This is a genomic window from Azospirillum sp. TSO22-1, from assembly GCF_003116015.1.
Lineage (GTDB): Bacteria > Pseudomonadota > Alphaproteobacteria > Azospirillales > Azospirillaceae > Azospirillum.
This window is the reverse complement of record NZ_LGQZ01000189.1, coordinates 1-11,134: the sequence shown is the minus strand read 5'-3', so window position 1 is coordinate 11,134 and position 11,134 is coordinate 1. Positions and strand designations below refer to the sequence as shown.

At 70.3% G+C, this 11,134-nt stretch carries 12 protein-coding genes and 1 pseudogene; 5 read left to right on the top strand and 8 right to left on the bottom strand.

The features are described 5' to 3' along the window. The 3 genes and pseudogenes from TSO221_RS36685 to ald all read right to left on the bottom strand — a co-directional run. Nucleotides 1–94: pseudogene (locus tag TSO221_RS36685) on the bottom strand (branched-chain amino acid ABC transporter permease LivH); the annotation flags it as partial. Between the two features lie 134 nt (nt 95–228). Beyond that, nucleotides 229–1,287: a Glu/Leu/Phe/Val dehydrogenase dimerization domain-containing protein gene (locus tag TSO221_RS33180; RefSeq protein ID WP_348770303.1), complete on the bottom strand. Its 1,059-nt coding sequence runs from the start codon at nt 1,285–1,287 to the stop codon at nt 229–231. Between the two features lie 353 nt (nt 1,288–1,640). Next, nucleotides 1,641–2,756, bottom strand: coding sequence for an alanine dehydrogenase (gene ald, locus TSO221_RS33175; RefSeq protein ID WP_109122736.1), 1,116 nt, complete (start codon nt 2,754–2,756; stop codon nt 1,641–1,643). A 159-nt stretch (nt 2,757–2,915) separates the two neighbouring features. Between ald and TSO221_RS33170 the strand changes: the two genes are divergently transcribed. Continuing rightward, complete coding sequence (locus TSO221_RS33170) at nt 2,916–3,395, top strand: Lrp/AsnC family transcriptional regulator (protein WP_109122735.1); 480 nt, start codon at nt 2,916–2,918, stop codon at nt 3,393–3,395. Between the two features lie 302 nt (nt 3,396–3,697). On the opposite strand, the gene TSO221_RS33165 is transcribed toward TSO221_RS33170, so the two are convergent. Next, nucleotides 3,698–4,291, bottom strand: coding sequence for a ribose ABC transporter permease (locus TSO221_RS33165; protein WP_247878382.1), 594 nt, complete (start codon nt 4,289–4,291; stop codon nt 3,698–3,700). 143 nt (nt 4,292–4,434) lie between these two features. Next, entirely contained in the window at nt 4,435–5,433 is a 999-nt protein-coding gene (locus TSO221_RS33160; protein WP_109122734.1) for a TerC family protein, read from the bottom strand. A 243-nt stretch (nt 5,434–5,676) separates the two neighbouring features. On the opposite strand from TSO221_RS33160, the gene TSO221_RS33155 reads away from it, so the two are divergent. Then, nucleotides 5,677–7,758, top strand: a complete 2,082-nt coding sequence (locus TSO221_RS33155; protein ID WP_158284295.1) for a hybrid sensor histidine kinase/response regulator — start codon at nt 5,677–5,679, stop codon at nt 7,756–7,758. 5 nt (nt 7,759–7,763) lie between these two features. Here the strand turns inward: TSO221_RS33155 and TSO221_RS33150 are convergent, their stop codons facing one another. After that, nucleotides 7,764–8,177, bottom strand: coding sequence for a VOC family protein (locus tag TSO221_RS33150; protein ID WP_109122732.1), 414 nt, complete (start codon nt 8,175–8,177; stop codon nt 7,764–7,766). A gap of 53 nt (nt 8,178–8,230) precedes the next feature. On the opposite strand from TSO221_RS33150, the gene TSO221_RS33145 reads away from it, so the two are divergent. After that, a complete protein-coding gene (locus TSO221_RS33145; RefSeq protein WP_109122731.1) occupies nt 8,231–8,704 on the top strand; it encodes a MarR family winged helix-turn-helix transcriptional regulator in 474 nt (157 codons plus the stop codon). Here TSO221_RS33145 and TSO221_RS33140 read toward each other — a convergent pair. After that, nucleotides 8,689–8,988 carry an AzlD domain-containing protein gene (locus tag TSO221_RS33140; RefSeq protein ID WP_109122730.1) on the bottom strand — a complete coding sequence of 100 codons (300 nt, stop codon included), beginning with the start codon at nt 8,986–8,988 and terminating at the stop codon, nt 8,689–8,691. The genes TSO221_RS33145 and TSO221_RS33140 overlap by 16 nt on opposite strands. After that, entirely contained in the window at nt 8,975–9,667 is a 693-nt protein-coding gene (locus TSO221_RS33135; protein WP_199229734.1) for an AzlC family ABC transporter permease, read from the bottom strand. Before TSO221_RS33135 ends, TSO221_RS33140 begins: the two co-directional genes overlap by 14 nt. A gap of 123 nt (nt 9,668–9,790) precedes the next feature. Here TSO221_RS33135 and TSO221_RS33130 point away from each other — a divergent pair, with 123 nt between their 5' ends. Together TSO221_RS33130 and TSO221_RS33125 are read left to right on the top strand one after the other, a co-directional pair. Beyond that, nucleotides 9,791–10,252 carry a TIGR02444 family protein gene (locus tag TSO221_RS33130; protein WP_247878381.1) on the top strand — a complete coding sequence of 154 codons (462 nt, stop codon included), beginning with the start codon at nt 9,791–9,793 and terminating at the stop codon, nt 10,250–10,252. 4 nt (nt 10,253–10,256) lie between these two features. Further along, complete coding sequence (locus tag TSO221_RS33125) at nt 10,257–10,937, top strand: transglutaminase family protein (RefSeq protein WP_109122728.1); 681 nt, start codon at nt 10,257–10,259, stop codon at nt 10,935–10,937. Nucleotides 10,938–11,134: the final 197 nt, after the last annotated feature.

The following is an 11,134-nucleotide window of genomic DNA, read 5'->3' as shown; positions in this document are numbered from 1 at the left end:
TGATGCCGTAGACCATCGTGTAGCCGATCGCGATGAGGCCGTAGATCGCCCCCAGCGTCAGCCCGTTGATCAGCTGTTGAAGAAAATATTCCATAAGGACGCGCTCCGGAAACGGCGATGCCGGGTGTGCGACGGCGGGGCGCGCCACGGCGAATGGGGCACGCCGCGACGGTTCGCGGGGGGACGCTGGAATCCCCGCCGTCGCAACTCGGAAATCGCGCTAGGCGGTCAATGACGGCGTTGCAGGCGGTGGCGGGCCAGCTGGTCGGCGACCACGCCGGTCGGCAGCCCCTCGGCGTCGGCCTGCACGAATATCTCGCTCAGCGTGCCGGCGATGCCGTCGATGTGCTGGCGCAGGCGATCACCGTCACGGGCGATGCCGCTGCGCTCGTAGGCCACGTCGATCAGGCCGCCGGCGTTGATCACGTAGTCCGGCGCATAGAGGATGCCGCGCTTGCGCAGCGCCTCGCCGTGCCGTTCGTGGTCGAGCTGGTTGTTGGCCGCCCCGGCGACCACCGCAGCGCGCAGCCGCTTCACCGTGTCGTCGTTCAGCACGGCGCCCAGTGCGCACGGCGCGAAGACATCGACATCCTGGTCGAACACCGCGTCCACCGCGACCGCCTCGGCGCCCAGCTCGTCGGCCAGGGCCTGCGCCCGCTCAGGCCGCAGGTCGGCGAGGAGCAGCTCGGCCCCGGCGCCGTGCAGCAGCCGGGCGAGGTGGGTGCCGACGCTGCCGGTGCCCTGGATCGCCACCCGCACGCCGTCCAGGTCGTAGCGGCCCAGGCGGTGGCGCACCGCCGCCTTCAGCCCGACGAACACGCCGTAGGCGGTGGAGGGCGACGGGTCGCCGCTGCGCGTGCCGCCGCCGAGCGCCGGCTTGTCGCTCACCCCGGCGACGTGCGCCGTCTCGGCGGCGATGACCTTCATGTCGGCGACGCAGGTGCCGCTGTCCTCGGCAACGATGTAGCCGCCGTCGAGGCTGTTGACGAAGCGGCCCATGGCGCGCAGCAGCGCCTCGCTCTTGCCGGTGCGCGGGTCGCCGATGATGACGGACTTGCCGCCGCCCAGTTCCAGCCCGGCCATGACCGCCTTGTAGGTCATGCCGCGCGACAGCCGCAGCACGTCGCGCACCGCCAGCTCGGCGCTGGCGTACGGCCACATGCGGCAGCCGCCGAGCGCCGGGCCGCGGCGGGTGTCGTGGATGGCGATGATCGCCTTCAGGTCGCTGTCGGGATCGGTGCAGAAGACGACCCGCTCGTGGCCGTCGAAGTCGGCATGGTTGAACACGCGTATGATCCTCCCGTTGACGGCACGGCTGCCCCGTGTCCGCCGGCCGGCGTCTCGGCCGGTTTTCATCTTTTTATCGTGTGCGCGGAACCGGGCCGGGTGGCTTGAGCACCCGGCCCGGACCGTCTCGTCTCGCGCGAAGACGCGCCAGCCCTCCCTGAAACCTGGGCCGTTACTTTGCTTGTCGGCGCCGTTTGCGCCTGTTTGTTGGGCGATGCAAATAATCCGCACCGCCATTCATTGGCAACATCTCTTTTGGCGGCGGGGAAAAAAGCAACAAGCGTTCCGGATTTCACGAAATCGCGTTGCGAAATTCCCCGTCTCCGGCCGAAGCACGACAGTTTTTTACGCGCTCAGAGGACGAAGCCCTGCGGGTCGGCGTAGGGCGTGCCGAGCGCGTCGGCCACCGCCGGGTGGGTGATCTTCCCGGCGTGGACGTTCAGGCCGGCCAGCAGGTGCGGATCCTCGGCCAGCGCGCGCTTCCAGCCCTTGTTGGCAAGCGCCAGGGCGAAGGGCAGCGTGGCGTGGTTCAGCGCCTCGGTCGAGGTGCGGGCCACCGCGCCCGGCATGTTGGCGACGCAGTAGTGCACCACGCCGTCCACCACGTAGGTCGGGTCGGAGTGGGTGGTGGCGTGGCTGGTCTCGAAGCAGCCGCCCTGGTCGATGGAGACATCCACCAGCACCGAGCCGCGGCGCATGCGGGAAAGCTGCTCGCGCTTCACCAGCTTCGGGGCGGCAGCGCCCACCACCAGCACCGCACCGACCACGAGGTCGGCATCGACGATCAGCCGGTCCAGCGTATCGGCCGAGGCGAAGGCGGTCTTCAGCTGCGGCCCGAACAGGTCGTCGAGCTGCGCCAGACGGGCGACCGAGCGGTCGGCGATGGTCACGTCGGCACCCAGGCCCATGGCCATGCGCGCAGCGTTGGCGCCGACGACTCCGCCGCCGATCACCAGCACCTTGCCCGGCAGCACGCCCGGCACGCCGCCCAGCAGCACGCCCGAGCCGCCGGTGCTCTTCTGCAGCGCCACGGCGCCGACCTGGATGGCCATGCGCCCGGCGATCTCCGACATCGGCGCCAGCAGCGGCAGGCGGCCGTTGCGGTCGGTGACCGTCTCGTAGGCGACGGCGGTGCAGCCGCTCTGCTGCAGCAGCTTGGCCTGCTCGGGATCGGGGGCGAGGTGCAGGTAGGTGAACAGCACCTGCCCTTCGCGCAGCATGCGGCACTCGTCGGGTTGCGGCTCCTTGACCTTGACGATCATGTCCGCGGCGGCGAAGATCTCCGGCGCGGTCGCGGCGATCCCGGCGCCCGCCCGGCGGTAGTCGTCGTCGGAGAAACCGATCTCCGCGCCGGCCCCGGCCTGGACGAGGACCTGGTGCCCCTCCCCCGTCAACTCGCGGACGGAGGCTGGCGTCAGGCCGACGCGGTACTCGTGATTCTTGATTTCCTTAGGAACACCGACCCGCATTGCCGCCTATCCCCTGCTTTATTTGTTCCGTGTGGCCAATCATCTGGCCTCACCACTATACGGCGGAGGGTCATCGACAATCCTTGCGAACCGTTGCATGATTCTGGCGAAATGCTGGTATGCATTCGCACGTTTCTCCGCCCTTTCGAATGTCATTGCATGCGCACGCTGGACCCGCTCGACCGCAAGATCATCCGCCTGCTGCGCAAGGACGGCCGCATGAGCAACGCCAAGCTCGCGGCGGAGGTCGGGCTGTCCCCCTCCGCCTGCCTGCGCCGCCTGCACATGCTGGAGCATTCCGGCGTGATCCGCGGCTACACCGCCATCGTCGATGACCTGGACGAGGAGCGCAGCGTCACCGTCATCGTGCAGATCACGCTGGAGCGGCAGACCGACGACTACCTGCGCCGCTTCGACGCCGCGGTGCGCAAGTGCCCGGACGTGCGCGAGTGCTACCTGCTGTCCGGCAGCTCCGACTACCTGCTGCGGGTGGTGGCGCACGACGCGGCCGACTTCGACCGCATCTACAAGGACCAGTTGTCCCGCCTGCCCGGCGTGGTGCGCATCCAGTCGAGCTTTGCGATCCGCAGCGTGGTGCGCCCCGGCGCCGCGCTCGCCGCGGCCGAGCCGTCCGCATGATGCGGCCGCAGTTCCCGCTCAGCGAAGGCGGGATTGACGATGAGAGAAGCGTTCGGGGCACCGGGCAACGGCTCTGGGATTCGTCGGCTCGCGGCAGGACCATGTTGCCAAACGCGGCACGTCATGATAGGATGAAAGTCATAAAAGTCCGACGTGTGTCCACCGCCCGGGATGGCGTACTGAACAGTCCCCGCACAATGTTCCACGGTGTTCCAAACCGTTCCACAGGGAGCCTTCATACGGCCGAGCGGAAGGATCGACGCACCCCGACACCGTCATAATGGTGACGGCCGTTTCCGGCATTAGTACGCCCGGCGGTACACCCAGACCGAGGCCGGCGGCAGGTTGCGGACGATCCAGGAGCGGCGGCGGCCGGTCAGCCGCAGGCGGCGGGCCAGTTCCGGATTCAGCGGCGCGAAGGGACCGTAGGTGAACTGCACGAACACGCCGCGCGGCGCCAGCACGCTGAACGCGCCGGAGACGATGCGCGTTTGCGCCGCCAGCGGCATGGCGATCAGCGGCAGCCCCGACACCACCGCGTCGCAGCCCTCGAAGCCGTGGGCGCGCGCCACCCGGCCGAGGTAGCGGGCGTCGGCGCGGGCGACCACGGTCTTCGGAAAGCCGGTCTCCAGCCGCCCCGCGAAGGCGTGGTCGCGCTCGATCAGCAGCAGGTCCTCCGGCCGCGTCCCGGCGGCCAGCAGGGCGGCGGTGATCGGCCCGGTGCCCGGGCCCAGCTCGACGACTCGGCGCCCCGGCCCGGCCCCGGCCGCGGCGGCCATCGACCGGCACAGCTCCGCCCCGCTGGGGGTGACCGACGCCACCTCGAGCGGCGCGCGCATCCAGCGCGCCACGAACATCTTGCGGTCTTCCAGGGTAACGGTCGTCGGAACGGTCAAGGATGTTCTCCGGTGAAGGAGCGGGCAGCCTCCCCGCCCCGTGCGCCGCATCATGACAGCCCTTGCGCCGGACGCAAGCACACATGACCGTACGCGTTGAAATGGCAGCCCCGCGAGACGGTCGCGCCGGCCGGGTGGGCCCGCTACCCGGCCGGCGCGTCCCGCGCCTCCTCCTTGCGGGTGCGCAGCAGCGAAACGGCGACGCCGCCGGCCAGCAGGGCGAAGGTGACGGACAGCGAGACCATCGGGTCCGGCTTGCCGTAGAGCTGCGTCCAGAAGATCTTGCCGCCGACGAAGACCAGCACGCCGGCCAGTGCGTATTTCAGGTAACGGAAGCGGTGCACCATCGCCGCCAGCGCGAAGTACAGCGCGCGCAGGCCGAGGATCGCAAAGATGTTGCTGGTGTAGACGATGTACGGGTCGGTGGTGATGGCGAAGATCGCCGGCACGCTGTCCACCGCGAAGATCAGGTCGGCGGTCTCGACCAGCACCAGCGCCAGGAACAGCGGCGTCGCCCACCAGATCTGCCTTGCCGGGTCGGCCGGGCTCGGCGCCTTGACGAAGAAGCGGTTGCCGTGCAGGTCCGGCGTAACGTTCATCCGCCGGCTCAGGAAGCGCAGGACCGGGTTGCCGGCGATGTCGGGCGTGCTGTCGGCGACGACCAGCATCTTGATGCCGGTGGCGATCAGGAAGGCGCCGAAGACGTAGAGGATCCACGAGAACTGGCTGACCAGCGCGGCGCCGAAGCCGATCATCAGGCCGCGCAGCATGATGACGCCGAGGATGCCCCAGAACAGCACCCGGTGCTGGTACAGCCGCGGCACGGCGAAGGTGGTGAAGATCAGCGAGATGACGAACACGTTGTCGAGGCTGAGGCTCTTCTCCACCAGGAAGCCGGTGAAATAGGCCAGCCCCGGCCCCGCGCCCATCGACCACCACACCCAGCCGCCGAAGGCCAGCGCCACGGTGACGTAGCCGGCGCTCAGCCACAGGCTTTCGGAAACCGGGATCTCGCGCTCCCTGCGGTGCAGGACGCCGAGGTCGAGCACCAGCAGGACCGCCACGATCCCCAGGAACACCAGCCACGCCCAGGCGGGCGTGTCGAGAAACGGCGCGTGCATCGCGTCCGTGAGCCACTCCATCGGAAACTCCACTCAAAAGCGGGGTTTTGGATCCGACATCACGGCGTGCCGCAGAAGGCACGCCGCCAGAGGGGCCCGGATCCGGACACCCGCCCATGTGGGACCGTGGGCGTGCCGGCTCAAGTGGCGGGGCGGCAAAAAGGAAACGTCCATTTTTCTGGAATTCCGCCGCGCTTCCGGGAGATGATCGCCGGCGGCAACCGGCAGGACTCCATGATACGAGCGGTGCAGACCAGCGGGCGCATGTTCGTCCTCCTCCTGGGGGCGCTGTGCAGCCTGATCGTGGTGGCGGTCGTCGTCATCGCCAGCATCGCCGACCGGGATGAGGAGATCGCCAAGGCGGAACTGGCGACGCAGGCCATCGCGCAACTGCTCGAAGGGCGGGCGGAGCACCGCATCAAGTCGGTCAACACCGTGCTCGCCCTGCTCCAGGAGCGCATCCAGGAAGAGGGGCTGGACCGCGTCGCCGCGTCGGAGGCGGAGTGGCGACGCCTCGCCAACCTGGCGCGCTCGCTGCCCGACAACGCGTCGCTGTGGGTGCTCGACCGCAGCGGCGATCTGGTGATGGCCTCGACGCAGTTCCCGGCGCCGCGCGGCTTCAACTACGCCGAGCGCGCCTACTACCGCCCGCACCGCGACGAGGGCGTGGAGTGGTTCCTCGGCCCCGCGGTGAAGGGCAAGGTCACCAACCGCTACGCCTACACCATCAGCCGCCGCATCGCCGCGGCGGACGGCGGCATGGCCGGCATCGTCCTCGCCGCCATGGAGTTCGACGACACCGCCGACATCCAGGGCGTCCTGGCGCCCTACCCGGATTCGCTGATCAGCTGGTACCGGGAGGACGGCACGCTGGTCTTCCGGCAGCCCATGCAGGACCGCTACCTCGACAGCAACATCGCCAACGGGCCGCTGTTCACACTCTTCAACCGAACGCGGGCGCCGGTGGGGACGTTCCGCATCGTCTCCTCGGTGGACGGCCTCGACCGCGTCGTCGCCTACCGCCACGCCAAGAGCGTCGGACTGATGGTCGCCGCCGGGATCGGCATCGACGCGCTGCTGGGCCCGGTGCGCGAGCGCATCGTCGGGCGTGTCCTGCTCGGCGCCGCGGCCCTGCTCGCCATCGCCCTGTTCACCGTGCTGGCGGCCCGCGCCGTGCGGCGGGCGGAGGAGGCGAGCCGCGCCAAGTCGCTGTTCCTCGCCTCCATGAGCCACGAGATCCGCACGCCGATGAACGGGGTGCTGGGATTCGCCGACATGCTGCTGGAGACCGACCTGGCGCCGCGGCAGCGGCACTTCGCGCTGACCATCCGGGAATCGGCGCGCTCGCTGCTGACCATCATCAACGATATCCTCGACGTGTCGAAGCTCGAAGCCGGCAAGATGACGCTAGCGTCGGCCGTGTTCCCGCTGCGCCCGCTGCTCAAGGGCTGCGCCGAGGTGGTGCACCTCGCCGCGCAGGACAAGCGCATCGCCTTGAACGTCAGCATCGCCCCCGACGTGCCCGACCGCATGCAGGGCGACCCCGACCGCATCCGGCAGGTCCTGCTGAACCTGCTGTCGAACGCGGTGAAGTTCACCGACGTCGGCAGCGTCACGCTGACCGTCACTCGCGAAACGGCGGTGGGGCGGCCGGACGCCGTCCGCTTCACCGTCGCCGACACCGGCATCGGCATCGCCGAGGAGCAGCAGCGCGCCCTGTTCCGCAGCTTCAGCCAGATCGCCATCGGGCGCGGCGGCACCGGGCTGGGGCTTACGATCAGCCACCGGCTGGTCGGGCTGATGGGCGGCCGCATCGGCGTGCAGAGTTCACCCGGCGTCGGCAGCGTCTTCTGGGTCACGCTGCCCCTCGGCGAAGAGGCACGGCCCACCCAGGCCGAAGCCAGCCCGCCGCCCGCCGAACCGCCGCCGGAGCGTCCGGCCGCGGCCCGGGCGCGGATCCTGGTGGTGGAGGACCTGCCGATGAACCGCGAGTTGGTGGTGCACATCCTCGGCACCGCCGGCTACGCCGTGGACGTTGCCGAGGACGGCGTCGAGGCGGTCGCCGCGGCGCGGCGCATGGCGTACGACCTCGTGCTTATGGACTCGGTGATGCCGAACATGGACGGCATCGAGGCGACGCGCGCCATCCGCACGCTGCCGCCGCCGGGGGGCGAGGTGCCGATCCTGGCGCTCAGCGCCAGCATCCTGCCGGACGACGTGCAGCGCTTCCTGGACGCCGGCATGAACGGGCACGTCGCCAAGCCGATCGACCGCGGCGTCCTGCTCGACGCCATCGACCACAGCCTGCGCCAACGGCAGGGCGCCGCGCCCGTCCGGCAGGAATGACCGGCTCAGGCCGGGACGATCACCATCCACGTCACGCCGAAGCGGTCGGCGACCATGCCGAAGCGCGGTGAGAAGAAGGTCTTGCCGATCGGCATCACCACCCGGCCGCCGTCGCCGAGCGCGGCGTACACGCGATCGGCCTCCGCCGCGTCCTTCACGGTCAGCGACAGCCCGAAGCCCTGGGTGCCGGGCGTGCCGGAGCAGCCGCCATCCGAAGCGAACAGCACGCTGTCGCCGACCTGGAATGCGGCATGCATCACCTTGTCCTCGGAACCGGGCGGGATCGCCCCCTCCGGGCACGGGTCCGGCGAGTCCTTGAAGCGCATCATCATGCCCACCTCGGCGCCGAGCGTGCGCCGGTAGAAGTCGAGCGCCTCCTCGCACCGCCCCTCGAAGAACAGATATGGCTGGACGTGCATGGCAACCCTCCCGTATCGTTGATGGGGAAAGTTGATATCAACATATTGTTCGCATGTCAAACGACGACGTTCCGTTCGAGACGACCCTGCTGGTCCGCGACACCTGCCTGTGCCTGCACGTGCAGCGCGCCGCGCGGGTGCTGGCGCGCACCTTCGACGAGGCGTTCCGGCCGGTCGGCCTGACCAACTGGCAGTTCTCGCTGATGATGGCGCTGAACCGGCCGGAGCCGCCGGGAATCGGTGCGGTCGCCCCGCTGCTCGGCATGGATCGCACGACGCTGACCGCCGCGGTGAAGCCGCTGCAGCGCCGCGGCCTGGTCGCCATCCTCAGCAACCCAAGGGACAGGCGCAGCCGCCTTCTGTCCCTGACACCGGAGGGCCGGGCGCTGCTGACGCAGGCCGTGCCGATCTGGAAGCAGGTTCACGCCGGGATCGAGAGCGGCCTGCCCGAGGGGGGCGACGGGCTGCGCGCAGATCTCGTCGCGGTGTCCCTGCCGCCAAAGGAGTGGGGTCACAGCGCGCGGTAGGCCGCCGCAACCGCCACGCCCAGCACCAGCGCCAGCAGCGTGCGCTTGGCCGCCAGCATCACCAGCGCCGCCACGGCGACGGCGATCCACGCGGCCGCCCCCTCCTGCAACGCCGCCGGCACCACCAGCGCCACCAGCACCGAGCCGGACAGGTAGCGCAGGAACGCCTCGACCCGCCGCGACATCGGCACGTGCACCATCAGCCACAGCCCGCCGGCCCGCGTGGCGTAGGTGACCGCCGCCATCCCGGCGATGGCGAGCAGGGCGATCTCAGCGTCCGGCATCGCGCAGCACCCCCGCCACCCCGCCGGCGACGCCGCCGGCCAGCACGTGCCAGTGCGGCGGCAGCCACCAGAGCGCCGCCACCGCCGCCACCGCGGCGACCAGCCAAGGCAGGTCGTCGCGGCCGTCGCGCCGCATCTCCACCAGGATGCAGGCGAAGAAGGTGACGAAGATCAGGTCGAGCCCGAAGGCCTTCAGCGCCGCCGCCGACAGCGTCGCCAGCATCGCCCCCGCCCCGGTCCCGGCGGCCCACGCCGCCCACATGACGAGGCCGCTGCCGATCAGGTAGCCGGCGTCGCGCTCCCCCTTCGCGTGCGCCTGCACCGTCTGCGCCCAGTTGGCGTCGCTGAGCAGCGTCACCGCGGCGTAGCGCTGCCACGGCGGCAGGCCGGAGAACCACGGGTACAGCGAAGCGCCGAGCAGCAGGTGCCGCGCGTTCACCGCGAAGGTGGCGACCAGCAGCGGCCCCCACGGGATCGGCGCCTGCCACAGGTCGAGCGCAGCGAACTGCGAGCCGCCGGCGAACACCGCCATGCTCATGGCCAGCGCCGTCCAGCCCTCCATGCCGACGCCGCGCGCCGCCACCCCGAAGGTGACGCCGAACAGGAAGACAGAGGCGGTGACGAACGCCATTTCCCGCGCGCCGCGCGTCACGCCCTGCATGCTCAGGCGGACCGTCATTCCGTGCCCCTGACTGGTGGAACCATGCATAATGAAGCCGCTGGCAAGGTCCGGCAAATGAGAGGAACTTGTCATGGCCACAAGTTTTTCTCATTGATAAGAGAGCGAAACAGAGGAGGCACGGTGTCCCCCGAGGAGTCCCTGTGGCGGTTCTCGCTGGCCGTGTACGGCCGGCCGGGCGTCGACGCGGCGTGTGTCGGCCTGCAGGACCGGCTGGGCACCGACGTCAACCTGCTGCTGCTGGTGCTGTGGGCCGGCGCGGTCTGCGGAGCGCAGCTCTCCGGCGAAGAGGTGAAGCGGCTGGCGTCCGAGGCGGCGGGGTGGCACCGTCCGGTGGTCGCGCCGCTGCGCGGCGTGCGCCGGCACCTGAAGGGCGTCGAGGGGGCCGAGGCGCTGCGGCAGGCCGTCAAGGCAGTCGAGCTGGAGTCGGAGCGTCTGGAGCAGATCCGGCTCTGCCGTGCCTCCGGCCTGCGGCCCGGCGCGCCCGACTGGGACGCGGCGGAGGCCAACCTGCGCCGGCTGGTGCCGGACGAGCCCGCGGTAGCGCTGCTGCTCGCGGCGGCCAGGAATCATAAGGGAGAGTAGAGGAATGGACACCGCCGCCCGGCTGCATCTGGCCCCGGCCGAGTATGTGGACAGCGACCACCCCGCGGTGCAGGCCTTCGCCCGCGCCGCGGTCGGCGCCGCCGCGACGCCCGTGGAGATGGCGCGCCGGCTCTACGCCGCGGTGCGCGACGGCATCCGTTACAACCCGTACGTCGATTACGGTTCAGCCGCCACCTACCGGGCCAGCGCAGTGCTGGCGGCCGGCGACGGCTACTGCGTCGGCAAGGCGGCGCTGTACGCCGCGGCGGCGCGCAGCGTCGGGCTGCCAGCCCGGCTCGGCTTCGCCGACGTGCGCAACCATCTGGCGACACGCCGCCTGCTGGAGGCGGTGGGCACCGACGTTTTCGCCTGGCACGGCTACGTCGAGGTGCTGCTGAACGGGCGCTGGGTGAAGGTGACGCCGACCTTCAACGCCTCGCTCTGCGCCAAGCTGGGCGTCGAGGCGCTCGACTTCGACGGCGTGGCCGACGCGCTGCTGCAGCCGGCCGACGGCGGTGGGCGCCGGTTCATGGAGTACCTCGCCGACCACGGCCTGTTCCACGACGTGCCGGCGAAATTCCTGATCCGGGAAATGGCGCGCCTGTACCCGAAGCTGTGCGGCGGCACCTGCGGTGACATGGAGCGGGAGGCCGAGGCCGAGCGCACCGATCCGGACACGGAATGACAGCCGGTCTCCTTTGCGGAAGGGGCCGATTCACAGCCCGTTTCGAAAGTCGGTGCTGACGGAGTGAAGGTTTGACGCAGCGGCTGTTGGCAGGGAACCTCTTCCCTGCCGGAGGCCGCCGATGTGGACGCCCGCGGAGGGACGCCCGCAGAGCGCCGGCTGGTTGGCGATAGCGGCGCCGGCCAAGCCTCGAGCGA